Origin of the sequence: Maricaulis sp. (genome assembly GCF_017642925.1) — a bacterium.
GTDB lineage: Bacteria > Pseudomonadota > Alphaproteobacteria > Caulobacterales > Maricaulaceae > Maricaulis.
This window is the reverse complement of the sequence record NZ_JAEPOL010000007.1, coordinates 88,876-111,147: the sequence shown is the minus strand read 5'-3', so window position 1 is coordinate 111,147 and position 22,272 is coordinate 88,876. Positions and strand designations below refer to the sequence as shown.

Here is a 22,272-nt window from a genome sequence, read left to right as displayed (position 1 = left end):
GGTCGGGCTTCCAGAGGAGAGACCATGCCCGGCCTTCGCCCCCTTCTGCCCGCCATCACCCTTCTGTTTGCCGCACCGGCGGCCGCTGAATGGACTCCGCCGTCAGGATTCTGTCACGCCGGCGCCTACGCCATGTCCGACGGATCGCGCCTCATCCTGACGCCCAGCGACGATCCCAATCTGCGCTACCGGTTCGAGAGTGGCCGCAGCGGACGCCTCTATCGCGATGGCGAGAACCACTATGTTTCAGGCCATGGCTGGGCCGCACGCGAACCGGTCGAACTGGAAGCGCGGACAGGCGAATGCGGAGAGGACTGGCTTCGTTTGACTTACACGGATGGCACGGCGTTGCAGGGCGAGAAAATCACCCTTCCCGCCTATCCCGTTACCGCCATGTCCGGCGAGGCGCGCCTTTATGGTGAACTCGTCATGCCGGCAGACGCCTCGCCTGCAGCAGTCGTCGTGCTCCAGTATGGCAGCGGGCCGGACAGCGCTATCGCCCACAATTACCTGCAACATTTCCTTCCCCTGCACGGCATCGCTGTCCTGGTCTTCGACAAGCGGGGCACCGGGCGGTCCACAGGCGCGTTCACAGCCGATATCGTCACCATGGCTCACGACATGGCCGCGATGGTCGACGCCTTGCCGAACAGGGTGGACGGGATCCCGGTCGGCGTGATGGGCGAGAGCCAGGGGGGCTGGGTTGCACCGCTCGCCGCCGGATATACCGAGACCGACTTTGTGGTCGTCTCCTACGGCCTCACCGTGTCGATGCAGGAAGAGGACCGCATGGAAGTGGCCCAGAGCCTGGAAGCGGCCGGATACGGCCCCGACGTACTGGCGCTGGGCGAACAGATGCACCACGCCGTCATGCGGGTTGCCAATTCGCGCTTCGAGGACGGGATGGAAGAATTGGCGGCCCTGAAGGCGCAATACCGGGGCGAAGCCTGGTTCGACGCGCTGGGCGGCGACATCACCAGCCTGCTGACCTCGACGCCGGATGCGGAGATGGGCGCCCTCCGGCAGATGCTCGATTTTCCCTACGACCTGACCTACGATCCGCGCCCCGCGCTGGAAGCGATCGACGTGCCCCTGCTCTGGGTACTGGGCGATGCAGACACGGAGGCCCCACCGAAGAGCACGCGGCAGATGCTGCTTGAACTGCAGGCGGACGGAATACCGGTAGACTTGGCTGTCTTTCCTGACGCCGAGCACGGCATTATCGCCGTCGAGACGGACGCCGACGGTCAGCCGCGGCTGGGCAGCGGATATGCCGGCGGCTATCTCGACCTGCTGGTCGACTGGATCGGCGATCGCGAGCTGTCCGGCCCGCACGGACGGGCGATTCTCTTCACTTATCCGCGCGACAGGGAATAACGGGCCCGCGCCGGGCTTGCTGTATTTTCATCCGGCCTGACTGGTCCGCGTGTCCGGTTTCGGGTAACCCTAGGGTCACGGCGGGGGCCGAAGGGAGGCTGGATTGGGCGTAGCGTTGTTCGCGCCCCCGACCGAGGTCCTGCGCCGCCGCTTGCTCGCCGGTGCGCTGTCGATCGCCGCAAACGGGGCTTTGCTGCTTCTTCTCATCCTGTTGCCACACCGGTTCGCCTCCACTGAGCGACCGGACGCAATCGATGTGGTTTTCGTGACCCTGCCGCGACCGCCACAGCCCGTAGAGGCTGTGGAACCGGAGCCTGAACCGGTCGCTCAGCCCGAACCCGACACGCCGGAACCTGTCGCCGAAGAGCCGCCGGACGAGACCGTGGAGGCCATCCCGCCCGCGCCTTCGACAGAGCGCGCAGAGGTGACTGCCCCTGCAGAGCCCGAGGAACAGGTCGAAGAGGACGAGACGCCCGCCGGTGGTGGCGGCGCGCCGCAACGGCCGACCGAGTTCATCGGCGACGCCGTGCCTCTTCCCAATGGCATCAATGGTGGTGGCGCCAGAGGTGTCGTACGGGATGTTTTCTGTCTCTCGACATCGGACGCCAATCGCGACGCACTTGGCTGCCCGCCCAGCGACGCGTCCGAGGGCCTGCCCATGCTGCAGTTCGCCAGCCCTGAGAATATCGCCAAGGCAGAAGCCGCTTTCGCCAATCTGACCGACATGCAGATCCGCGCCCTCTATGCCGGCCGCGGCCTGCCCGTGCGCGACCTGGAGGGTCAGTCCACGCTCGCCGATCCGACGGGCCGCATGACCTCCTCGGCCGACCAGATGCGCGACAGCCTGCCACCGCTGGTGCCGGACCCGGCATTCGGCGATTGACGCCATCGCGGAGGCAACGTCCATTGCGGCCATGAATTTCCTGTCCGACACCACTGCCCCCGCCCACCCGGCGCTGATCGAGGCGATCGGCGCCGCCAATGCCGGCTTTGCCGCCTCCTACGGCGCCGACGAGATATCGGCCCGGGTCGAGGCCCGCCTGAAGACGATTTTCGAGACGGATCTGAAGCTGCTCTTTGCAGTCTCGGGCACGGCGTCGAATGCGCTCGCCCTGTCAGCCCTGTGTCCGGCGCATGGTGCGATCCTGTGTCATGACGAGGCCCATATTCATCGTGACGAACGCGGCGCGCCGGAATTCTTCACCGGCGGCGCCAAGCTGATCCCCCTCGCCGGCGCCCATGCGAAGATTTCGCTCGAGGCGCTCGACCGGGCACTCGGCGAGATTCCCGAAGGCTTCGTCCATTCCAGCCCGGCCCGCGTGCTGTCACTCTCCAATCTCACTGAAAGCGGTACGGCCTATACGCCGGCCGAAGTCGCCGAACGGGCGGATCGTATCCATGCCCGCCCGGCCTTCGTTCACATGGACGGGGCCCGTTTCTCCAACGCGCTGGTGACGCTGGGCTGCACGCCGGCCGAGCTGACCTGGAGAGCGGGGGTGGATGCGTTGTGCTTCGGGGCGACCAAGAATGGCGCGCTCGGCGCCGAGGCCATCATCCTCTTCCCCTCCGTCATGGACCGGTTCGAAGAGCTTCAGGCCCGCCAGAAGCGGGCAGGCCACATGGCTCCGAAAATGCGCTTCCTTGCGGCCCAGTTCGAAGCCTGGCTGAAGGATGATCTCTGGCTCGACCTGGCCGGCACCGCCAATGCCCATGCCCGGACCCTGGCTGGCGGGCTCGATGCACTCGACGGTGTCGAGGTGATGCATCCGGTGCAGGGCAATGAGGTGTTCATCCGCCTGCCCGAAGCGCTGGGCGACCGTCTCGTGGCGGCCGGAGCCCGCTTCTATCAGTGGCCGGACGGCTCCTGCCGCTTCGTCACCAGCTGGTGCACCCAGGCCAGCGAGGTTTCCGCGCTGCTGGATGCAGCACGGGCGTAGATTTTCGGATAGATTTTCCGGATCTCCCTCCCCTTGAACGGGCGGAACAAAAGGTGTACATCCTGTGCGTGCAACGCGGGAGGTCGCCATGTCTGCGAATGTCGGTATCGTCTTCGATCTGGACCAGCTCGGCTTCGATCCCTATGGCCGGGTGGTGATTTCGGACCGGGCTGCCGGCGCGCGCATGGCGGGGGTGCTGGAACAGGCCGACGCCATGGCCTGCCATTCCGGATGCGGTGCGCCTCTGAGCTGTGACACTGCCCTGATCGCGCGCGAGGAACTGGTGCGTATCGGACCGGACTATCTGGTCAACAATCCCGATTTCGGCACCATCATCCGCAAGCGCAAGGCGGTGGGTGCCCAGGACGTGGTCATCGTCTTCTCGGTCTACCGGAAAGTGGATCTGGATGCGGCAGCCTGAGCGCGGTCTCAGCCCGTGGCCTTTTCCTCATCCGTCGACCGGCGCCACGGGCCGGTGTAACGCGGATCCTGGCGGCGGCGGCGGTCCGGACCGAAATAGGTCGAGGCCTTGATGAAACGCCGCGGGCGCTCGATCAGCGCCGTGATGCGGTGGAAGAGGTCGACCGGGCGTACCGGCTTGGCCAGGTATTCATTGACGCCCGCATTGATCGCCTCGATCACTTTCGAACGGTCCGTGTGGCCCGTCACCATGATGATCGGCAGATATTTGTTGGCGCTGTCCGACGCGGTGCGGACGAGACGGGTGAATTCCAGCCCGTTCAGATCGCCCAGCATGTAGTCGACCAGGGCAAAGTCCGGATTGACGTCGCGCATGGTCTCGAACGCATCAGCAGCATCGCGCACCTCCACGATCGTGCGCACGCCGAACCCCTGCAGGATGGTGCGCAGGATGGTCGACATGTGCGCATTGTCCTCGACGATCAGGACGCGGATACGGTCGAAGCTGCCGGACATGGAATCTCTTGGAGGCCGCGGTGAATCAGGTGTGCACCGCGATAGTGCCAATTCGTCCTTAACCAAGTCTTGACCGCGCTGGCCAGAACCGCGCGGATGTGCCGAAGTGCCGCATCCCCGTCTCGCCGCTCCGCGCACCGCCTAATCCGTGCTAGTGTTTTTCAAGTACCGCCAAGGCTGTCGCAACCGACCGAAAGGGCGTCGTCATGAATATTGCGGAAGAAATGGTCCGGAAACTGGTCTTTCAGGCCCGGGCTTATGACAGCAAGGAAACGATCGAGGATTATGAGCGCGACCCGGACAGCGGCGAGACGGATGCCGTCGAAACGCTGCAGACCGGCGATAACGACCCGATCCGCTCCGAGCTGGAGGACTGGATCGATTCGCTGGACGAGGAGGCCCAGGCCGAACTCGTCGCGCTCTACTGGATCGGCCGTGGCGATTATGACGGCGCGGACTTCCCCGACGCCGTGCGCGAGGCGCGCGCCCGCCGTACCGGTTCGACCGCGGAATACCTGCTCGGCGCGCCGCTGCTGGGCGACCAGCTGGAGATCGGCCTGGACGCCGTGATCGAGGCCGACGTCTACGACGACGCCTGACACGCGCCCCGACAGGCACGTCTCCGCCCGGCGCTGGAACCGTCACACGACCGCACTAGTTGTACCGGCATCGCCAGATGTCCGGAGATCCCATGCGCCCTGCCCTGATCCTGCCCCTCATCCTGCCCGTGCTGGCACTGGCCGCCTGTTCGCCGCCGCGCGACCGCCTGGCCGGCGACACGCCGCCGCAGACCGTCGAGGCCGTCGATCTGGAGCGCTATGCCGGGCTGTGGTTCGAGATCGTCCGCGCCGATCACAGTTTCGAGCGCGACTGCCAGGGCGTGACCGCCTTCTACACGCCGCAGCCGGACGGCACGGTCGGCGTCATCAACCGCTGCTGGAAAGACACGCTGGACGGCGAGCTGGACATCGCCGAGGGCCGTGCCCGCTATCCCGACCCGGCCGACACGGCCAAGCTGGAAGTAAGCTTTTTCGGCCCCTTTTTCGGGGACTATTGGGTGATCGACCTGGCCGACGACTATAGCTGGGCGGTGATTTCCGAAGCGCAGGGCCGCTATCTGTGGATCCTCGCCCGCGAACCGCAGCCCGGCGACGCCTTCATCGAGGCCCGCCTCGCGGATCTGCGCGAGCGGGGCTTCGATACCGAGGGCCTGATCCGGCCGCAGCAATGGGAGAATATCGAGGTGATGCCGCGCGACGGGCTGCCGGCCGCGGCCGTCGATCAGCCTTCCAGCACCCAGTAGGTATCGGCGTCGGGGCGGTCCGGCGCGTCCGGATCATCGCCGGGGCGCGGCTCGTGACGCGCCGCCAGCACGTCCAGGATGCGCTCGCCCAGCCGGTCCGGCTTGACCGGTTTGACGAGGTAGGAATTCGCCCCCGACTGCACGGCCGCCTGCATGACGGCGGTTTCGGTGTGACCGGTGAGAACGATGATGGAGACGTCGTGATTGCGGGCGGCTGCATCGCGCCGCAGGCGGCGCACCAGGGTCAGCCCGTTCTCGTGCTCCAGCTCGTAGTCGAGCAGCACGGCGTCAAAGCCGAGCGTGTCGAGATAGGTGAAGGCATCGGCGATATTGCCGACCGCATAGACATCGCTGCAGCCGAGACGCTCCAGCAATCGGGCAATGAGGCTGCGGATCGAGGGGATGTCCTCGACGACCAGGATTCTCAGTCCATCCAGCATGGAACCGCCGTACATGACCGGCCCGCTCCACGGCGCCGGTGAGTGAGCGCGAGGGGGATCAGGCCTGTTTGCGGGCCAGCGCTTCGTCGGCTTCGGCCTGACCGGTCAGCTGCAGGATGCGCTCGCCGAGCAGGCGTGCCGTGACCGGCTTGGGCAGGACAGCGTCCGCACCGGCTTCACGCGCCTGTTCGGCCAGGTATTCCATACCCGTCGGCGCCAGCAGGATGAGCGGCAGTTCCGGCATCGGGCTGATCGCGGTATCGCGGAAGGCGGCGACCAGTTCCACCCCGCTCGTCCGGCCCAGATCATGATCGATCAGCGCCAGATCGGGGCGGCAGACGCGGGCCATGATGAAGGCCTCTTCGCGGTCGGTCGCTTCATAGATCCGGGTGACACCGAGGCCGCAGAGCAGGGTTCGCAGGACGGTGCGCACCGAAGGGCTGTCATCGACCAGAAGAATGTTGACGGCACTGTCTGCAAGCTCGGACATCGGGGCCTCCCTTGTTGAGGCTCCACTATGCGCGCTGCATGCTTAACGCCCGGTGACCGGCGGATCATTCCGTATGACCCCTCATGACATAACGCTGGCAGGGACCTTCCCCCGCCTGCACCCGCAGCACTGGCCGAGCGGCGCCGGAGTGCGCATATTCGGCGCATGACCAAGCTCACCGTCGACGACACCCTCACTGCGCCCGAAGACTTCGTGCTGGACCAGCTGCCCTCCGCACCGGCTGCCTGGACGCCACACCGGCCCGACCGCCCGGAAAAGTCCGAAGGCGGCGAGCGCTTCCGCTGTGTCTCCGAATTCCAGCCTATGGGCGACCAGCCGACGGCGATCGCGGAGCTCGTGGAAGGCCTCAACAGCGGCGAGCGCGACCAGGTCCTCCTGGGCGCGACGGGCACCGGCAAGACCTTCACCATGGCCAAGATCATCGAAGCGGTGCAGCGCCCGGCCCTCATCCTGGCGCCCAACAAGACGCTGGCAGCCCAGCTCTACGGCGAGTTCAAGAGCTTCTTCCCGCACAATGCCGTCGAGTATTTCGTGTCGTATTACGACTACTACATGCCCGAAGCCTATGTGCCGCGCACCGATACCTATATCGAGAAGGAAAGCTCCATCAACGAGGCGATCGACCGGATGCGCCACGCCGCGACCCGCTCGATCCTGGAGCGCGACGACGTGATCATCGTCGCCTCGGTGTCCTGCATCTACGGTATCGGCTCGGTGGAGACCTATACCGCCATGACCTTCGAGCTGAAGCCCGGCGACGAGGTCGATCCGCGCGAGATCATGCGCCGGCTGGTCGATCTGCAATACACGCGCAATGACGCCGCCTTCATCCGCGGCACATTCCGCGTCCGCGGCGACAATCTGGAGGTTTTCCCGGCTCACTATGACGACCGCGCCTGGCGCATCTCCTTCTTCGGCGACGAGGTGGAGGCGATCACCGAATTCGACCCGCTCACCGGCAAGGCGATGGCCGAGCTGAAGAGCGTCAAATTCTACGCCAATTCCCACTACGTCACGCCGCGGCCGACGCTCAACCAGGCCATCGTCCAGATCAAGCGCGAGCTGAAGGAACGCCTCGCCTGGATGGAGGCCGAGGGCATGCTGCTCGAGGCCCAGCGCCTGCAGCAGCGCACCGAGTTCGACCTGGAAATGCTCGAGGCGACCGGCTCCTGCGCCGGTATCGAGAATTATTCCCGCTACCTCACCGGCCGCAAGCCGGGCGAGCCGCCCCCCACCCTGTTCGAATACATCCCGGAAGACGCCCTCGTCTTCGCCGATGAGAGCCATGTCTCCATCCCGCAGCTCGGCGCGATGTACAAGGGCGACTATAACCGCAAGAAAACCCTCGCGGATCACGGCTTCCGCCTGCCCTCCTGCCTCGACAACCGCCCGCTCAAATTCGAGGAATGGGACGCCATGCGGCCGCAGACCGTCTCGGTTTCGGCCACGCCCGGCGGCTGGGAGCTGAACCAGACCGGCGGCGTCTTCACCGAACAGGTGATCCGCCCGACCGGCCTGATCGACCCGCCGGTCGAGGTACGCCCGGTGGCGAAGGACGGGGCCTCCCAGGTCGATGATGTGATCGACGAGGCCCGCGCCACCGCCGAGCGCGGCCTGCGCACCCTCGTCACCACGCTCACCAAGCGCATGGCCGAGGACCTCACCGAATACATGCACGAGCAGGGCCTCAAGGTCCGCTACATGCACTCCGATGTCGACACGGTGGAGCGGATCGAGCTGATCCGCGATCTGCGCCTGGGCGTCTATGACGTCCTCGTCGGCATCAACCTGTTGCGCGAGGGCCTGGACATCCCCGAATGCGGCCTCGTCGCCATTCTCGACGCCGACAAGGAAGGCTTCCTCAGATCCGAGACCAGCCTCGTCCAGACCATCGGCCGCGCGGCCCGCAATGCCGACTCAAAAGTCATCCTCTACGCCGACACCGTCACCGGCTCGATGCAGCGCGCCATGGACGAAACCGAACGCCGCCGCACCAAGCAGATCGCCTATAACGAAGAACACGGCATCACCCCCCGCACCATCACCCGCGGCATCAGCGACATCCTGGAAGAAGTGATGGAAAGCCAAGCGAAGGGACGGGGAGTCGCCAGCAAGGGGAGAGGCAAGAAGGCGAGCGGCAAACCGAGCGGCGTCTCGGATCGCGGTCAGGCAGCGCTGGCCGGGGAGAATATCACCGCGGTCATCGCGGATCTGGAGAAGCGGATGCGGGAAGCCGCGGCCGATCTGGAGTTCGAGACGGCGGCGAAGCTGCGGGATGAGATTATGGGGTTGAGGGGGGAGTGATTTGATCGATTACGCATTGTTGCCAAAAATTATGCCAGCCCTCAGACGGCTTCGCGCCCACTATGACAAAAAGGGTGAGAACGAATTACGCGACTTTATTGATGCGTCATCAGTCCATGTGGAACCGGAAACAGACTACGACAACTGGAACGGGGGCACCTACGGGCACGACGTACACCTTTTTGTCTCTGATGAAGCGATGGCATTAATTGACCTTGACGAACAACAAGAGATATCGAACCGATTTCGTGAAGACTTGAACAAAGCAACTACAGATGTTGAGAACGAGTATGTACGAGCTGTTCACTTCAGCCTCACCGACGCTTTAGACATCCAATCGCAAGCTGCGGTGCCTTTCACGCGAGAACCTCGCGCCCATCCGAATGCCGTTGGCCTTTGGAAAGAAAATTGTCTGAGGTTATTTATTAGTCATAGAGATAAAGACAAGGCCGCGGCTCACGGCTTGGCCAATGCCCTCGAACCATTTGGAGTCTGCTCTTTCGTAGCACACGACACCATCAAGCCAATGAAAGAGTGGCAATTAGAAATACTGAATGGCCTCATGACCATGGAGGTTATGCTTATTATCTTGACAGACGATTTTCATGAGAGCAACTGGACAAACCAAGAGATAGGCTTTGCTCTCGGAAAAGGAATTCCTATTATCGCTCTAAAAGTAGGAAAAACCGATCCAAAAGGATTCATAAGTTCAAAGCAGGCTATGAAAATTACAACGCCGCCACTGGAGGATTCGGCTCCTGAAGTCCACAAACTTCTTGTGAACGAAATTGGTCAAGAAGGCCGTCTAAAAAGTATTATGATTGAAGCATTTGTATCTTCACCTAATTTTGTTGAATCTATGGAAAGATTAAAACGCCTGATCGAAACAACGGATCGGTTGAGTGACAAAGAGTTTCAGGCAATTGCAGATGGCTACGAACGTAATGACCAACTCCACAATTGCGCGGGGATTCACACCCGCGGCTATTGGTTTAAACGTTACCTCGAAGATGCCACAGGTAAAAAGCTCGAATTCCGCGACAAAAAGATAATTGAGATCAAACCCGATCTTGATGATAAGATAACATTCTAGAAACTGTAGCAATATCAATTTATTTGTATAAATAATAATATAAATTCAAATTTTTTCAAAACGGGCAAGCAATGCGGGCAGAAATTTTAGACTGGGTAGCAAAATACCCGCACGACAGCCGGGGCGACTTGGCTAAAGGTAAGAGGAATACGCTATCCCACGTTAGCGTGACAAAAGCGCTACCCGCCGCCATTGGCCTTAGAGTTGCGGAACCAGATCGCTATATCATCAAAGGTAGCACAGGTTCTACAAATTGGGCAGCAGTCTCTTGGGTTGCTATACTTGACCGCGCCGTAACTGAAACAAACCGGCGCGGTTACTACATAGTCTACCTCTTGAGCCAGGACGGCGACCGCCTTTACTTGACGCTCAACCAGGGCTGCGAGCAGCTTAGCAAGGATATCGGCAAACCTTCCGCAAAGGATGAACTCGAGCGGCGGGCCGCGATTATGCGAGCGCGCTTGAGAGGGCGCTTGGCGCGCCTAGGCGTCAACCCGATCACACTTGGCACTCCGCCAAGCCATCGTCTCGGACCTCTATACGAAGCGGGCCATGTGGTCGGAGCGCACTATCAAACCGATGCGCTTCCATCAGAGACCGAACTGGTTGCTGACCTCGAAGAAGCTTTAGCGCACTACAAATTCCTCGTAGCGAACGGCGGCTACCGCTCCACAGAAGACATCATCGAGGAAGCCGACGGCGACGGGTTCGAGGGCGAAGACCTGCCCTTTAAAAAGAAATATGTCGCGCACCGGACGGTGGAGCGTGATGCGTCACACGCCAAGAAGGTCAAAGCCTACTTCAACACGGACGTCTGCATGGGCTGTGATCGCAGCATGACAGACCTCTATGGCGACATCGGCCCCAAAGTGCTTGAGGTTCACCACCTCATCCCACTTGAAACACTTGCAACAGGCCAGATCACATCCTTCTGAGTGCCAGAAGATTTCGCCCTTCTCTGCCCCAGCTGCCATCGCGTCATCCACAAGATCGGCGCCTCGGATCTGAAGGCCCTTCAAAAACTCGCGCGCAAGTAGGCGTCCAAAATCCGCTCGACGGCATAATATTTGTGGTGGCCGCTGCGCGGCTGCCCCTCACCCTGCCCTCTCCCCGGTGGGGGAGAGGGGGTGTTGATGCCGCAACATTCACCGTCACCCGCTTGCCGGCTTTTGGACGCCAAATTCCCCAACTTCCACCGTCATCCTGACGAAAGTCAGGACCCAGTTCGTAGGGCCGGGTGGGCGCGAGCTCGCGTTTGTCCCGCGCGGTGGTGAGCGCGCGTTTGCGCCCGCCTCGCCGAGGTCTCCCTTTGCGATCTGGGTCCTGACTTTCGTCAGGATGACGGTGTTTGGGTGTGGTTGAGAGCTTCAACAGCCTCTCCTGTCATCCCGCATGGATACCCAGCTCAAGGCCAGGCCTGCGTTTCGCGGCCGCCCCGCTTGCCGGGGAGCTGTCCGCGGAGCGGACTGAGGGGGCGGTGCGAAGCGCCGCGGAGCGCGGCAGCGCGCATGGACTTGCCCCCTTCGACCTCACCCGGCCCGAGGCCGGGCTCGGCCACTTCCCCCGCTGCCGCAGGGGAAGCCCTGGGCGCTTTTCCCGGCCGGAAGCCCGGCCTTGGGCCGGGCGGAGTGCCGGGATCGACGGGAAACGCATCGCTTGAAATGATCTTCGGTCGATCCCGGATCTGCAGCCTGCCTGCGCAGGCTTTCATCCGGGAAAAATGGAGAGGGAAGTGGAGCATGACAGGAGCCCCCCCCTCACTTCCACGGCGCATCCGGCATGAAGGGGATGTCCGTGTCCTCGGGCCTGGCACCCGCGGCGGTGAGCAGGGCGTGGACCTGGCCGCGGTGGTGGGTCTGGTGGTTGAAGAGGTGGGTGAGGCAGACCCAGCGCGGGGTGACGAAACGGCCCTTGCCGGTCGAGGAGGTCCAGTGCAGGTCGGGCTCGATATCCGCCGCGGTGAGGCCGGCCGCCCAGTCGATCAGCCAGGCGTCGAAGGCCGCACGGTCGCGGTTCAGCGTCTCCCAGTCGCGGGTTTCCAGATAGTCGGCCTCGAGGCCTTTCCCGTCCGGGAAGGGCCGCCCGGCCAGGCGGGACATCCAGGCCTCGTCGCCCCAGAGGATATGCGCCAGCGTGATGTGGATGGATTTGAAGAAGGCGCCGCGATCGGCCCGCCGCGCCGCCTCGTCCAGCGTATTGGCGGCCGCATAGAGCGAGCGGTTCTGCCAGCGATTGTATTGCGCCATCAGGCGCACATGGTCCGGCGATATCATGGCTGTCTCCCCGTTGGCCGTGACAGGGATGTAGGCAGCTGGCGGCCGCCTGGCTAGCCGTCGTCGGACCTTTCCAGCCAGCGCGACAGGAGGCGGGCATTTCTGAGATTGGCCTTGAAGCCCAGGTCGAACAGATCGCCGAGCACCGGGATGGCGCCGATCACCAGGTCGAGCCCGGTATTGATCGCCATGCGGACAATGAGATGCGCCGGTGCGCCCAGCGCCACGGCGCGGGCGATGATCCAGACCGCCGGGGCGAACATGGCGAGATCGCCCACGCCCGGCACGAGGCCGATCAGGCTGTCCAGTCCGAAACGGATGCCGGTGCCGGGAATGACAAAGCGCGCATCGAGCCAGCGTGCCAGCCGCTCGATCCGCGCCTTCTCTTCCGCCCGCGAGACGGGAAGTTTCGCCATGTCTTCCTCTAGAGATGGTCTTTGGTGGTCGACCTGTCCGAACCGCGGAACCGGTGCCCACTTCCGCTGGACAGGTCAACAAGTCTTGAGTGGTCGACCCGTCCGAACCGCGGAACCGGTGCCCACTTCCGCTGGACAGGTCAACGACGCGCGATAATCCACACCGCATGCACAATACCCGGGATATAGCCCAGAATGGTCAGGATGATGTTGATCCAGAACTGGGCGCCGATACCCACCTGCAGGAAGACGCCCAGGGGCGGCAGGAGGATGGCGGCGATGATGCGGAGAATATCGCCGCCGGTGACGGTCTGTTCTTGTGCCATGACATGCGTCCCTTCTGATTGATCCTGCGCTTGCAACGTGCGGACGCAGAAAAGCGTTCCCGCGCGGCCTGCAGCACGTGCATCGCAGCAAACTGCGACAATACGGCGAAAATTCGCCTCAAATCCGGGTGCTGCGCTGAACCGGGCCGCAACACATCGCTGCTTTCATCCATGGCGGATGCACCAGAGGGACCGTCCAGGACGGACGGGTTGAGAGGTGAGCGATGTCCGAAGAAAAACCGCGCCGGCGCATGGCCCAGGTCGTCGTGTTTGCCTCGCAGAAGGGCGGATCCGGCAAGACCACCGTGTCGGCCCACATGGCCGTCGAGGCCGAGCGCTGCGGCGCCGGTCCGGTCGCGCTGATCGACACCGACCCGCAGGGCTCGATGGCGAAATGGTGGAATGCCCGGGCCAGCGAGACGCCGGCCTTCGCCCAGGTCTCGGTGCCCGATCTCGGCCGCGATATCGATTTTCTCGAGCGCGCCGGCTACCGGCTGATCGTGATCGACACGCCGCCGGCGGTCACCTCGACGATTGCCGAAGTGATCACCCATGCCGATCTCGTCGTGATCCCGACGCGGCCCAGCCCGCACGATCTGCGCGCCGTCGGTCCGACGGTGGATATCGTGCAGATGCAGGGCAAGCCGCTGGTCTTCGTGGTCAATTCCGCCACGGCGCGGGCACGGATCACCGGCGAGACCGCTGTCGCCCTCTCCCAGCACGGCACCGTCGCCCCGGTCACCCTGCACCACCGGGTCGATTTCGCCGCCTCGATGATTGACGGGCGCACGGTGGGCGAGGTCAACGAGACCGGCCGCTCGGCCGAGGAAGTCGCCAATCTGTGGGCCTATTTCGAGGACCGCCTGTTCCGCCTGCGCGGTGACGCCATGGCGATGCTCGACCGGGCACCGCGCCAGACCTTCGAACAGGACATTCTCACCCCCGCCCGCGCCGGCATGGCCGGTCTGGACGATGGCGAGGAGGAGATCGCGATGGAGGACCGGCCGGGTTATGCCCTGCCGCCGCGCTTCGGCACGGGCGGCCAGCCGCCACCGCGCACCGCAGCCCCCGCCGCACCGGAAGCCTCGAACTCGAACTGGGACGGGGTGGAGCGGCGCAAGAGCGATCAGGGGCCGCCGAAGGGCCAGGCCGATCGCCGCCGCCCGCACATGCCCTTCGGACGCCGCCACCTGGCCTGAGGACGGAGACGGTCGATGAGAAAATATGCCAGCCTTCACGCCGGACTGCTTGCCCGCAAGGGCGAGGCCGCGCCTGCCATCCCGTCCGGCTTTGCCGGCGCCAGCTATGTCGACCGGCCGGCCCAGCCCGTCCCGGTGCCCGACGAGCGGCGCGATGTCGAACAGCGCAGCGACCGGCCGCTCCTGCCCCGCAAGCCTGCCGACATGGCGGACGCACTGCCGCCGGCCTGCTGCGGCGGCGGCGATCTGCCCGACCTCGTGGAGGACCCGCATGCCGGGATCGCCCGCTCCGGCCGCGCCGAAGTGCGTCTGACGGCCGAGCAGAAACGGCGGCTGCGGACCGTTTCGGTGCAGACAGGCCAGTCCCAGCAACGTATCCTGTCGGCCGCGCTGGATGCCTGGCTCGACCGGCTGTGCGAAACCGAGATGCGCCATTGTGCGTGTCTGAAGGCCCGTCCGGAGATGCCGGACCTGCTTTGACGCATGGCCGCCATGTCCGCGCGACGCGAGAGCATTTCGATTTTGCCACATTCTCGGCAAGATTGACGTTAAAACGCCCCGTTCTCGTAACAATAAAGCGCGATCGAGGGGGATATGCCGCATTCTTGTTTCAACAACCCCTTCTTCTCTCTCCCGATTTCGCTCCGCTGCGGCCTTTTGGGTAGGCGCATTTTCGAACCGCAAAACCGGTGCCCACTTTTGCTGAAAATGCTTTGGCCCGGCATCGCTGAGACCGGATCATGCGGCACCGCACCTGCGCACGCGCAGCAGACGAAGAGGGAATCGTGACGGCCAGCTATTCCATGGAAGGGTTCTCGCTGACGCTGAATGACGGCATCATCGAACTCTATACCGACGGCGAACGCGGCCGGGGATCGGAAGAAGCGCCGGCGCGCGCCTTCTCCACCCTCACAAGCCGCATCGACTCGCGCCTGATCCTCAATGATGTCCGCAGTGCCGTGTTCAGCCTGTCCTCCTTCGAATGGGAGGAGCGGATGCGCTTTATTGCGCGCGTACAGCGGGGCTACCAGACCGCCTATGTCGTCCGCCCGGACCAGGTGAAAGGCGTCGAGAAATTCGTCGAAGCGCATGAACGCCTGGGCGATACGGCCGCCTGGTTCACGTCCAAGGCCGCCGCCCGCGCCTGGCTAAAGGGCGAATAACCCGCCTATTGCACCGGCCCGCCGGCACCGCCGGCCAAGCGCTCCGCCAGGATCGCCTCCATCTCGCCCAGCCGTGCCGCGCTGTCGGCCGCCTCGAGCAGGCGCTGCCGGTCCAGCGCCCCGAAGGGTGCCGACATCGACAGCTGATCGACCACGGTGACCAGCGGCGCTTCGGCGACACTCTCCCAGTCCGCCGCCACATGCTCGCTCTGGAACCAGGCCTGCAGCATGCGGATCAGACGGGTCCGGTCCGCCTCCACCTCGCGCCGCGGCTCGATATCCGTGAAGAAGGGACCGTAATTCGCCTGCGCGACGCGATAGGGCGTCTGCGCCTTCACCTCGCCGGTCAGGACGAAGCGGCACACCCCGGTCAGCGCAATCAGATAGCGGCCGTCATCGGTTTCCTCGAAATGGTCAAGGCGGCCCGCCGTGCCCACGCCGGCCAGGACCGGGCGATCCGGCGTCCCGCCGGGGCGCACCTGGATGATACCGATGAACCCGTCGCCGGCCCGCACATCGTCCAGCATGTTGAGATAGCGCGGTTCGAACACGTTGAGCGGCAGCCGTTCGCCGGGCAGCAGGATCGTACCGCCCAGGGGAAAGAGCGGCAGTTCGTCCGGAAGTGTCCGTGTCTTGCTCATACCGGAGGAAATAGGTCCCGGGCCCGGCCGCGCCAACCCCGGCTAGCCGGCAAAGGCGCTGCAGGGCGTCTCGGGGGCCAGATGACAGCCGGCCTCGACATAGGGCTTCAGCCGCGCCCCGATGAAGTGCTGCCACACATTGCGGACAATGCCGGCCAGCTCCGCATCGATCTCGCCGCTCATGTGCAGTTCCACCGTGAAGCGTGTCGCCTCGCCCTCTGCGGCCTCTTCCAGCTGCCAGGACGAGACGAGATCCACGGCCCGGCCGGACAGGCCCAGCGGGCCGTGCAGGCGCAGCTGGTTCGGCGCATTCACGAAAATCACCCGCGCATGCAGGCTGCCATTGTCGCTACCGGCTTCGAAACGCTCGTAGAAGCGCCCGTCAAAGCGCGGCTCGATGACCATTTCTGCCGGATTTTCCGAGAAACTGTGATCCCACCAGCCGGTCACATCGCCCGTGGCCGCGTCGAACACTTCGGCGACAGGCGCCGCGATCTCGACGGTGACAGACGTCACGAAACCCTGCGGCTCGAAGGCCTGCACCTCGGCCGGCTCCTGCACGGCCGCAAGGCCGACGGCAAGCGTCGCAAGCAAAGACATCATCCTGTCCTCCCCGTTTTACCGGGCAGATTAGAGCATTTTCAGCGAAAGTGGGCACCGGTTTCGCGGTTCGAAAATGCGACCGCCAAGGACCGGCATTTTCAGCAAAAGTGGGCACCGGTTTTGCGGTGAAGTCGCGCTAGGCGTCCGCGTCTTCCTCGTCCCATGAAAAATGCGTGATCTGTTCCAGCTTCGGAACCGCTTCGCCGGGCGCGAGAAGCCGGACCTCGCATCGCAGCACACAGGCCTCACCCTGGCTGCATACAGGCGTCACAGTCGCGATACCCGCTGCCGACAATCCATTCCGGTGGGCGGTCACGGCCAGCTTGGCGTACTGCACGCGGCCATTGAACGCCCCCTCCCCCACCAGCCGGTCGAGCATGCGGTCGATGTCCCGGCCCAGCTTTCCGCGCAGGGACTGACCCAGATCGGCGGGCGTCAGGAGGGGAAACAGGCGATAGCTGTCATGGCTGAGCAGTTCAACGACCACCTCGCCATCGCGCATGGTGAGCAGGCCGCACAGATTGGGGCTCTCGACAACGCTGGTTCGCACGGCCGCATTCAGCCGCTCGCCGGGCGAGACCAGAAGACGGCGTCTCAGCTTGGCCTTGATGTGGGCCGGGGGCTGGGCAACGCTTCGCTCCCATTGCGACACGCTGGCCTGGCTGACCCCCAGCTGCTGTGCCAACGCGTCCTGCTTGAGATTTTCCAGAAACCGTAACTCTTTGATTTTACGCGACCAATCCATTACCCAGTAACCGCAGTTTTTGTATGTCTTTATACGAAGCTACCAAGCGCATCCGGCTCCGCCAAGCCAGAAGTATTTTACTATCAGGGCACTTCGCGCTCTACGGTTATACGTCTGAATTCGGAACCGGATTTCAGGAGCCGGTGGGCGTTGTGCACAAGCGTTTCGAACGTCGCGGACTCAGGCTCCGGGATCCAGGGCAGGCGGCGCTGGATCTTCGGCGCGTCCCGCACGATCACGCTCCAGTCGGGAAACAGGCGCTCGGAAACCTCCTCGAAACCGGCCAGAACCAGACCGCCATGGCGGCTGTCATTCTGGATCCGGCAGAAGGTGTTCGACAGCATGCCGCGCGGCCCTTCGAGAATCTGCACGAAGAGATTGCCGTCGACCACGAGCACGCCGCTCAGGCCGCGCTTGGGGTTGTTGCGCAGGCCGGCCGTCAGGATCGAGCGGAGGATACCGTTGTTTTCGTCCGGCGTGTCGAAATACCAGTTGCGGCGGCTGAAGAAGGCAAGACGGCACAGAAACATCGCCGCCCCCCTAACCCGTGCGTGAAGACAAGCGGAAAGCAGGGCGAACCGAGCAATCAGTTGCAGACATCTGTCCCTCCCGTGACAAGATGTCCCGGAGGTTCGGCCCGCCCTGTTAACATCCAATTAAATTTGACTATTATTGCCGTTTATTTTCAACGATTTATGTGTAGTATAATATTATTCTGCCACAAGTTGTGTCGCCCCCATCATGTCGGCCTTGCCCAGCGGCACGCCGATATTGCGCAGGATGTTGTAGGCCGTTGCGGCATGAAACTGGGCGTTGGCGAGTACGAAGTTCTGCAGATAGCGCCCGCGCGGCAGGGTCAGATCGCCGATCGCCCCGGCCGGAAAGGTGATCGAGCCTTCGGGATCGGCGCTCAAGGCCGCCGGATCGAGCGCCCAGATCGCTTCGCGCGCCTTCGCGAGCCGGAGACGCAGCGCCTCGAAGGACGTCTCGTCATCGGCCATCGAAACCGGGTCGCGCCCGGCCAGCCGTGACAGACCGCGCACGGAGAAGTCGCTGACAAGCTGGATCTGTTTGGTGAGCGGGTACATGTCGGCGGCCAGACGCCAGTCCAGATAGACCGTCTCATCGACACCGCGCTCTTTTGCGTGCGCAGCCCCCTTGGCCAGGATGGTATCGAGAGCCCGGAAGGTCTGATCGAGCTGGATCCGGGCAATGTCAGACAGGGTTATGGTCATGGTTTCCTCCCGCAAGACCAGTTGACCGGCAGGAGATGGGAAGCCGGTCCGGTGTTGCAAGAGAATGGAGGCAATACACCGATATTGCTGGACACGCCTGTCCCCGGCCGGGCAGCCGGGGACATGAGCGTCGTCGAGGCTGGCTAGATGCGGTCGCCGAAGCGGCAGACCGGATCGCCATTGGCGTCCCAGGCGGTCAGCCGGGCGGAGAAGTCCGCGCCGGTATCGATCAGGAGATCGGAGACCGCGACCGCGCCGTCGCCGGGCGGCACATCGCCTTCCTGGACGATATCGAAACCGCCACCGCCGGTGCGCTGGGTGACAACCATCCGCCAGGTCCGGGTCCGGGAGGGGGCGCTCCAGGCCGTCAGCAGAAGACCGTCAGAGGTCTGCGAGACGTCGATGCCGCAGGCCGCCTCGCCGCCGCGGATATGATCCGAAACGAGATCGGGAAGCGGATCGGCCTGGGCGACGAACCAGAGGCCGGCGGCCGAAGCGGCCGATGCGAGAATTGCCAGTTTACCTGTCATGACAGCCTCCTTTTTGCTTGCTGTCTTCCTGTCCCGGACGGGTCCCGGGAAGCCTGGCAGCCAGGCTCCCCCGGGACGGTCGCCGGGCTAGTGGTCCCCCTGGATGACCAGGGTCACATTGCCGCTGCCCGTCTGCGTGACGCGGGCGTTCTGGCCATTGCCGACCTGGATCACGCCGGCGGCGTTGTTCGAGCCATATTGGTCGGTGACGGCCGTGTTGTTCGCACCCATCTGCGAGATGCCGGAGATGTTGCGGCGGCCGGTCTGGACGCTGGTCGCGTAATTGTTGCGGCCCTGCTGGCCGACCACGGCGTCATTGTCGCGGCCGTACTGATCGACATGGGCCTCGTTGTAGCGGCCCTGCTGGCCAACCGTGGTGCCGTTGCGCGCGCCGTCCTGGATGACGGTGACGTACTGGCGCTCGCCGCGCTGATTGATCACCATGTGCTGGCGATAGCCCGTCTGACGGCCGGCGATGTCGTTGCGGTAGCCTTCCTGGGCGATGCTCACGCGGTTGCGCGACTGCGCCTCGGCGGCGCCCACCGTTCCAAGAACCGAAACCGCCGCGAGGGCGCTGGCGATGAGAAGACGTGCTTTCATGATCTGTACTCCTTCCAACTGGCCGACGCCCAATGCATCGAAGCCTGACCCTTGTTTAGCGAAGGCCCGATGAGCGGATGCTGAGGGCGGCGTTCAGACTTCGATCAGGTGGATGAACGCCAGCTGACCCGGCTTGTCCGGACCAAAAAAGTGGCCCGGAACAGGATGTTCCGGGCCTTCAGTCGGGGTCGCATGGAGAGCGGCTGAAACTAGTATCGGCGTGCGAGGGGCTGCCGGACGGGCGCCGGTGCGCTCAGGCCCGGGCGGGCAGAGGGAGCCGGACGCAAGGCGCCGATGCCGATCGCATCGACACGGCGGCTGGTGCAGATCCGGCGGCCGCGCGCGTCATAGACGTCGAGCTGGGCAGCGATACGCGACGGGTCCACCTGGGGCGTGCCCATCTGCGGTCCCGGTGCGCGCATCTGGATGAAGTGACGTTCCAGCTGCGACTCGGCAAGCACCGCCTCGCGGCGGCCGCGGCTGTCATAATCGCCCGCCAGTTCGGCCAGAACGGCATTGCCCGGCCCGCGGCGCCAGAGCGTCAGCGTATAGTGGCCCTGATGGCCGCCCTCGACTTTCGCCAGCAGCGGACCGGAACGGTAGGCGCGGTAGAATTGCATGCCGCAGGTTTCGCCGGCGGCCAGCGGCACACCGCGAACCCCGTCGACCACAGGCACGGTCTGGGCCGACACCAGGCCGGGCAGGCCCAGCAGGGCGGCCAGGGCGGCGGCAGCGATGGATCGGGATGATGTGCGCGGCATGTCGGTCGTCCTCGTGAATGATACGAGGACACTATCCCGCAACGGCGCTGAGCCTGCGATGACCCGTCCGGTCAGCTGGCGTTCATCTTTGTCGCTGGAAGGCGAGGATCAGGAGGCTGCGGCCGTGCGGCGCGGGGCCGCCGTGGCACCGTTATCCGTATCGGGCAGGACGATCGACGCCTCGACCGTATTGCCGGTGCCCAGCCAGTTCACCTGCGAGAACCCCATCGAGCGGGCCAGACGGGCCGTCTTGCCGCGATAGCCGGCCCGGGCCGGATTGGCCATTTCTGCGGTCTCCGCATCGATGCCCTGCCCGTCATCCTGCACCAGCACGCTGATCGTGCGCATGCCGCGATGGAAGCCGACCCGGACGCGCCGGCCGGCAAAGGCCGGCTCCGACATACGGGCATTCAGCTTGCGCGCCCAGCTGCCATCGGCGAGGCCCTTGGCCTTCTCGGTCGCATCGAATTCCAGATTGCCGTGCTCGATCCCGTTCGCGATCAGCACATAGAGCCCGACGGCGGCCCGGCGCGGGTCGGGGCAGGCATGGCCGATGAAGATCGCGACATCGCGCGCCTGTTCCAGCGTCTGCACGGAAAACTCGCCGCCCGCAAAGGCCGCCATGGCACCATGGCCGATATCGTGCGCGGGCGGGACGGCGAGCGAATAGGCCCGCCAGGCCCGCAGGCCCTCGATGGCATTGGTCAGCGTGCCGGCATCGGTGTCGTGATCGAGAAAGACGTCGGCGCCGGACCGGCGGGCTGCGGCCGTCACCAGCAGCGAGACCTGGCCGGGAGCGGCATTGCCCTTCGCCTCGGCGATGCGCGCGGCGTGGGCATCGTCGGCGACGACCAGCGCGACGGGGCCTTCCTCGTCCATGGTCGGGCCCATATAGACCGTCATGCCCAGCCCCTTGGCCAGGGCCCGCGACACGACGCGGGTGCGGTTGCTGTCGGCCATGCACAGCCAGATACGGTCGGGAGTGCCGGTGTCGGCGATCGCCATGTCGTCTCCGCTTCGGGTTTCGCGCAATTCGCGTTTGGCCGGAGCATGCCGCGATATGATTAACAATGACTGTCCCGCGATGTTCGCGCAAATGCACGCTGACGACGAGACTGCTGACGCCATGCTGTCAGGGCGCACGGCGTAAGAACATTGGGCGAACGGTGCTGCGCGGGGCAGCGCCGGACTATCGGGATCCGCCCACCATGTACGTCCTCTACACCTTCCCCTTCTCCCAGCACGCCCGGCGCGTCATCACGCTGCTGGAGGCCGAGGGCCTGCCCTGGACCGCCCGCCATGTCGCGATGGACAAGGGCGAGCACCTGTCCGACGCCTATCTGGCCATCAATCCCAACCACCAGGTTCCGACCCTCGTCGAGGGCGATCTGAAAATCCACGAATCCACCGCCATCCTGCGCTTCCTGTGCAATCGCCATGCGCTGGAAAACTGGTATCCGTCGGCGCCGACCGTGCGCGCGGAAGTCGACCAGTGGACCGACTGGTGCCAGAGCCGCATGGCCCAGCCCGTGATCGATATCGTCTTCAACTCGGTCTTCGCGCCGCCGAGCCTGCGCGACGAGGATGCGATCGCGCGCGGCAAGTCGCGGATGGCGGAACTGGCCCCGATGATCGAGAAACGCCTGGCCGACCGGGCCTGGATCGCCGGCACCGCCACGCCGACCATCGCCGACCTGGCCATTGCCAGCAATATCGCCCAGCTGGGCCTGGCCGGCTGGCGGCCGGCGACGGGGCGGCTGAAGGACTGGTATGCGCGCATGTGCGCCATCGAGGCCTTCACCAATGCGCTGCCGGAGATGGAAGGAGCGTGATCAGGTGAAGTGGAACCCGGTTCACCGGTTCGATCACGCGACCGTCA

At 64.3% G+C, this 22,272-nt stretch carries 27 protein-coding genes and 1 pseudogene; 13 read left to right on the top strand and 15 right to left on the bottom strand.

What is annotated here, in order from left to right; translation table 11 throughout:
- The first annotated feature begins 24 nt into the window (after nucleotides 1–24).
- From JJ918_RS07625 to JJ918_RS07610, 4 genes are all read left to right on the top strand, one after another.
- The gene (locus JJ918_RS07625) at nucleotides 25–1,377 is read left to right on the top strand and encodes an alpha/beta hydrolase (protein WP_291885375.1); all 1,353 of its coding nucleotides are present in this window, start codon (nucleotides 25–27) and stop codon (nucleotides 1,375–1,377) included.
- A 103-nt stretch (nucleotides 1,378–1,480) separates the two neighbouring features.
- Nucleotides 1,481–2,260 carry a hypothetical protein gene (locus JJ918_RS07620; protein ID WP_291885373.1) on the top strand — a complete coding sequence of 260 codons (780 nt, stop codon included), beginning with the start codon at nucleotides 1,481–1,483 and terminating at the stop codon, nucleotides 2,258–2,260.
- A 31-nt stretch (nucleotides 2,261–2,291) separates the two neighbouring features.
- On the top strand, nucleotides 2,292–3,314 hold the full coding sequence (locus JJ918_RS07615; protein WP_291885369.1) for a low specificity L-threonine aldolase: 1,023 nt from the start codon (nucleotides 2,292–2,294) through the stop codon (nucleotides 3,312–3,314).
- Nucleotides 3,315–3,402: 88 nt separating this feature from the next.
- Nucleotides 3,403–3,735, top strand: coding sequence for a hypothetical protein (locus JJ918_RS07610; protein ID WP_271188158.1), 333 nt, complete (start codon nucleotides 3,403–3,405; stop codon nucleotides 3,733–3,735).
- Nucleotides 3,736–3,743: 8 nt separating this feature from the next.
- Here the strand turns inward: JJ918_RS07610 and JJ918_RS07605 are convergent, their stop codons facing one another.
- Complete coding sequence (locus tag JJ918_RS07605) at nucleotides 3,744–4,250, bottom strand: response regulator (protein ID WP_271188157.1); 507 nt, start codon at nucleotides 4,248–4,250, stop codon at nucleotides 3,744–3,746.
- A 206-nt stretch (nucleotides 4,251–4,456) separates the two neighbouring features.
- On the opposite strand from JJ918_RS07605, the gene JJ918_RS07600 reads away from it, so the two are divergent.
- Nucleotides 4,457–4,849, top strand: coding sequence for a DUF3775 domain-containing protein (locus JJ918_RS07600; RefSeq protein WP_291885363.1), 393 nt, complete (start codon nucleotides 4,457–4,459; stop codon nucleotides 4,847–4,849).
- 92 nt (nucleotides 4,850–4,941) lie between these two features.
- Complete coding sequence (locus JJ918_RS07595; RefSeq protein ID WP_291885361.1) at nucleotides 4,942–5,553, top strand: lipocalin family protein; 612 nt, start codon at nucleotides 4,942–4,944, stop codon at nucleotides 5,551–5,553.
- Here JJ918_RS07595 and JJ918_RS07590 read toward each other — a convergent pair.
- A complete protein-coding gene (locus tag JJ918_RS07590; protein WP_291885358.1) occupies nucleotides 5,532–6,008 on the bottom strand; it encodes a response regulator in 477 nt (158 codons plus the stop codon). The two genes, JJ918_RS07595 and JJ918_RS07590, sit on opposite strands and share 22 nt — an antisense overlap.
- A gap of 43 nt (nucleotides 6,009–6,051) precedes the next feature.
- Nucleotides 6,052–6,483 carry a response regulator gene (locus JJ918_RS07585; protein WP_291885355.1) on the bottom strand — a complete coding sequence of 144 codons (432 nt, stop codon included), beginning with the start codon at nucleotides 6,481–6,483 and terminating at the stop codon, nucleotides 6,052–6,054.
- 165 nt (nucleotides 6,484–6,648) lie between these two features.
- Here JJ918_RS07585 and uvrB point away from each other — a divergent pair, with 165 nt between their 5' ends.
- From uvrB to JJ918_RS07570, 3 genes are all read left to right on the top strand, one after another.
- On the top strand, nucleotides 6,649–8,808 hold the full coding sequence (gene uvrB / locus JJ918_RS07580) for an excinuclease ABC subunit UvrB (protein ID WP_291885353.1): 2,160 nt from the start codon (nucleotides 6,649–6,651) through the stop codon (nucleotides 8,806–8,808).
- Nucleotide 8,809: 1 nt separating this feature from the next.
- Nucleotides 8,810–9,901, top strand: coding sequence for a toll/interleukin-1 receptor domain-containing protein (locus tag JJ918_RS07575; protein ID WP_291885351.1), 1,092 nt, complete (start codon nucleotides 8,810–8,812; stop codon nucleotides 9,899–9,901).
- A 71-nt stretch (nucleotides 9,902–9,972) separates the two neighbouring features.
- A complete protein-coding gene (locus JJ918_RS07570; RefSeq protein ID WP_291885349.1) occupies nucleotides 9,973–10,836 on the top strand; it encodes a DUF3578 domain-containing protein in 864 nt (287 codons plus the stop codon).
- Between the two features lie 822 nt (nucleotides 10,837–11,658).
- On the opposite strand, the gene JJ918_RS07565 is transcribed toward JJ918_RS07570, so the two are convergent.
- From JJ918_RS07565 to JJ918_RS07555, 3 genes are all read right to left on the bottom strand, one after another.
- A complete protein-coding gene (locus JJ918_RS07565; RefSeq protein ID WP_291885348.1) occupies nucleotides 11,659–12,174 on the bottom strand; it encodes a DinB family protein in 516 nt (171 codons plus the stop codon).
- Between the two features lie 53 nt (nucleotides 12,175–12,227).
- Nucleotides 12,228–12,590 carry a DUF4112 domain-containing protein gene (locus tag JJ918_RS07560; protein WP_291885346.1) on the bottom strand — a complete coding sequence of 121 codons (363 nt, stop codon included), beginning with the start codon at nucleotides 12,588–12,590 and terminating at the stop codon, nucleotides 12,228–12,230.
- Between the two features lie 140 nt (nucleotides 12,591–12,730).
- Nucleotides 12,731–12,916: a YqaE/Pmp3 family membrane protein gene (locus JJ918_RS07555; protein ID WP_291885344.1), complete on the bottom strand. Its 186-nt coding sequence runs from the start codon at nucleotides 12,914–12,916 to the stop codon at nucleotides 12,731–12,733.
- A 251-nt stretch (nucleotides 12,917–13,167) separates the two neighbouring features.
- Here JJ918_RS07555 and JJ918_RS17235 point away from each other — a divergent pair.
- From JJ918_RS17235 to JJ918_RS07540, 3 genes and pseudogenes are all read left to right on the top strand, one after another.
- Nucleotides 13,168–13,782 (top strand): annotated as a pseudogene (locus tag JJ918_RS17235) (AAA family ATPase); the annotation flags it as partial.
- Between the two features lie 348 nt (nucleotides 13,783–14,130).
- Nucleotides 14,131–14,595: a hypothetical protein gene (locus tag JJ918_RS07545; RefSeq protein ID WP_291885339.1), complete on the top strand. Its 465-nt coding sequence runs from the start codon at nucleotides 14,131–14,133 to the stop codon at nucleotides 14,593–14,595.
- 260 nt (nucleotides 14,596–14,855) lie between these two features.
- Nucleotides 14,856–15,278, top strand: coding sequence for a hypothetical protein (locus JJ918_RS07540; protein ID WP_291885337.1), 423 nt, complete (start codon nucleotides 14,856–14,858; stop codon nucleotides 15,276–15,278).
- Nucleotides 15,279–15,283: 5 nt separating this feature from the next.
- On the opposite strand, the gene JJ918_RS07535 is transcribed toward JJ918_RS07540, so the two are convergent.
- From JJ918_RS07535 to JJ918_RS07495, 9 genes are all read right to left on the bottom strand, one after another.
- Nucleotides 15,284–15,919 (bottom strand): LON peptidase substrate-binding domain-containing protein, encoded by a 636-nt coding sequence (locus JJ918_RS07535; protein WP_291885335.1) that lies wholly within the window; start codon nucleotides 15,917–15,919, stop codon nucleotides 15,284–15,286.
- A gap of 42 nt (nucleotides 15,920–15,961) precedes the next feature.
- A complete protein-coding gene (locus JJ918_RS07530; RefSeq protein WP_291885333.1) occupies nucleotides 15,962–16,522 on the bottom strand; it encodes an SRPBCC family protein in 561 nt (186 codons plus the stop codon).
- Between the two features lie 136 nt (nucleotides 16,523–16,658).
- Entirely contained in the window at nucleotides 16,659–17,267 is a 609-nt protein-coding gene (locus JJ918_RS07525) for a helix-turn-helix transcriptional regulator (protein ID WP_291885329.1), read from the bottom strand.
- An 83-nt stretch (nucleotides 17,268–17,350) separates the two neighbouring features.
- The gene (locus JJ918_RS07520; RefSeq protein ID WP_291885326.1) at nucleotides 17,351–17,797 is read right to left on the bottom strand and encodes a BLUF domain-containing protein; all 447 of its coding nucleotides are present in this window, start codon (nucleotides 17,795–17,797) and stop codon (nucleotides 17,351–17,353) included.
- 180 nt (nucleotides 17,798–17,977) lie between these two features.
- The gene (locus tag JJ918_RS07515; protein ID WP_291885324.1) at nucleotides 17,978–18,502 is read right to left on the bottom strand and encodes a DUF1993 family protein; all 525 of its coding nucleotides are present in this window, start codon (nucleotides 18,500–18,502) and stop codon (nucleotides 17,978–17,980) included.
- A 143-nt stretch (nucleotides 18,503–18,645) separates the two neighbouring features.
- Entirely contained in the window at nucleotides 18,646–19,032 is a 387-nt protein-coding gene (csgH, locus tag JJ918_RS07510) for a curli-like amyloid fiber formation chaperone CsgH (RefSeq protein WP_291885322.1), read from the bottom strand.
- An 87-nt stretch (nucleotides 19,033–19,119) separates the two neighbouring features.
- Complete coding sequence (locus JJ918_RS07505) at nucleotides 19,120–19,632, bottom strand: curlin-associated protein (protein ID WP_291885320.1); 513 nt, start codon at nucleotides 19,630–19,632, stop codon at nucleotides 19,120–19,122.
- Nucleotides 19,633–19,841: 209 nt separating this feature from the next.
- On the bottom strand, nucleotides 19,842–20,393 hold the full coding sequence (locus tag JJ918_RS07500; RefSeq protein ID WP_291885317.1) for a hypothetical protein: 552 nt from the start codon (nucleotides 20,391–20,393) through the stop codon (nucleotides 19,842–19,844).
- A 108-nt stretch (nucleotides 20,394–20,501) separates the two neighbouring features.
- Nucleotides 20,502–21,398 (bottom strand): hypothetical protein, encoded by an 897-nt coding sequence (locus JJ918_RS07495; protein WP_291885314.1) that lies wholly within the window; start codon nucleotides 21,396–21,398, stop codon nucleotides 20,502–20,504.
- 203 nt (nucleotides 21,399–21,601) lie between these two features.
- Here JJ918_RS07495 and JJ918_RS07490 point away from each other — a divergent pair, with 203 nt between their 5' ends.
- On the top strand, nucleotides 21,602–22,225 hold the full coding sequence (locus JJ918_RS07490) for a glutathione S-transferase family protein (protein ID WP_291885312.1): 624 nt from the start codon (nucleotides 21,602–21,604) through the stop codon (nucleotides 22,223–22,225).
- Nucleotides 22,226–22,272 lie beyond the last annotated feature (47 nt).

Excerpts from the sequence above, each read along its gene's own strand:
- JJ918_RS07515 (WP_291885324.1), bottom strand. The coding sequence starts at position 18,502 with ATGACCATAACCCTGTCTGACATTGCCCGGATCCAGCTCGATCAGACC.
- JJ918_RS07525 (WP_291885329.1), bottom strand. The coding sequence starts at position 17,267 with ATGGATTGGTCGCGTAAAATCAAAGAGTTACGGTTTCTGGAAAATCTC.
- JJ918_RS07545 (WP_291885339.1), top strand. The coding sequence starts at position 14,131 with ATGAGAAAATATGCCAGCCTTCACGCCGGACTGCTTGCCCGCAAGGGC.
- JJ918_RS07500 (WP_291885317.1), bottom strand. The coding sequence starts at position 20,393 with ATGCCGCGCACATCATCCCGATCCATCGCTGCCGCCGCCCTGGCCGCC.
- JJ918_RS07585 (WP_291885355.1), bottom strand. The coding sequence starts at position 6,483 with ATGTCCGAGCTTGCAGACAGTGCCGTCAACATTCTTCTGGTCGATGAC.
- JJ918_RS07540 (WP_291885337.1), top strand. The coding sequence starts at position 14,856 with ATGCGGCACCGCACCTGCGCACGCGCAGCAGACGAAGAGGGAATCGTG.
- JJ918_RS07530 (WP_291885333.1), bottom strand. The coding sequence starts at position 16,522 with ATGATGTCTTTGCTTGCGACGCTTGCCGTCGGCCTTGCGGCCGTGCAG.
- JJ918_RS07600 (WP_291885363.1), top strand. The coding sequence starts at position 4,457 with ATGAATATTGCGGAAGAAATGGTCCGGAAACTGGTCTTTCAGGCCCGG.
- JJ918_RS07565 (WP_291885348.1), bottom strand. The coding sequence starts at position 12,174 with ATGATATCGCCGGACCATGTGCGCCTGATGGCGCAATACAATCGCTGG.
- JJ918_RS07615 (WP_291885369.1), top strand. The coding sequence starts at position 2,292 with ATGAATTTCCTGTCCGACACCACTGCCCCCGCCCACCCGGCGCTGATC.
- JJ918_RS07610 (WP_271188158.1), top strand. The coding sequence starts at position 3,403 with ATGTCTGCGAATGTCGGTATCGTCTTCGATCTGGACCAGCTCGGCTTC.
- JJ918_RS07520 (WP_291885326.1), bottom strand. The coding sequence starts at position 17,797 with ATGTTTCTGTGCCGTCTTGCCTTCTTCAGCCGCCGCAACTGGTATTTC.
- JJ918_RS07605 (WP_271188157.1), bottom strand. The coding sequence starts at position 4,250 with ATGTCCGGCAGCTTCGACCGTATCCGCGTCCTGATCGTCGAGGACAAT.
- JJ918_RS07490 (WP_291885312.1), top strand. The coding sequence starts at position 21,602 with ATGTACGTCCTCTACACCTTCCCCTTCTCCCAGCACGCCCGGCGCGTC.
- JJ918_RS07595 (WP_291885361.1), top strand. The coding sequence starts at position 4,942 with ATGCGCCCTGCCCTGATCCTGCCCCTCATCCTGCCCGTGCTGGCACTG.
- JJ918_RS07560 (WP_291885346.1), bottom strand. The coding sequence starts at position 12,590 with ATGGCGAAACTTCCCGTCTCGCGGGCGGAAGAGAAGGCGCGGATCGAG.
- JJ918_RS07535 (WP_291885335.1), bottom strand. The coding sequence starts at position 15,919 with ATGAGCAAGACACGGACACTTCCGGACGAACTGCCGCTCTTTCCCCTG.
- JJ918_RS07570 (WP_291885349.1), top strand. The coding sequence starts at position 9,973 with ATGCGGGCAGAAATTTTAGACTGGGTAGCAAAATACCCGCACGACAGC.
- csgH (WP_291885322.1), bottom strand. The coding sequence starts at position 19,032 with ATGACAGGTAAACTGGCAATTCTCGCATCGGCCGCTTCGGCCGCCGGC.
- JJ918_RS07505 (WP_291885320.1), bottom strand. The coding sequence starts at position 19,632 with ATGAAAGCACGTCTTCTCATCGCCAGCGCCCTCGCGGCGGTTTCGGTT.
- JJ918_RS07555 (WP_291885344.1), bottom strand. The coding sequence starts at position 12,916 with ATGGCACAAGAACAGACCGTCACCGGCGGCGATATTCTCCGCATCATC.
- uvrB (WP_291885353.1), top strand. The coding sequence starts at position 6,649 with ATGACCAAGCTCACCGTCGACGACACCCTCACTGCGCCCGAAGACTTC.
- JJ918_RS07625 (WP_291885375.1), top strand. The coding sequence starts at position 25 with ATGCCCGGCCTTCGCCCCCTTCTGCCCGCCATCACCCTTCTGTTTGCC.
- JJ918_RS07590 (WP_291885358.1), bottom strand. The coding sequence starts at position 6,008 with ATGTACGGCGGTTCCATGCTGGATGGACTGAGAATCCTGGTCGTCGAG.
- JJ918_RS07495 (WP_291885314.1), bottom strand. The coding sequence starts at position 21,398 with ATGGCGATCGCCGACACCGGCACTCCCGACCGTATCTGGCTGTGCATG.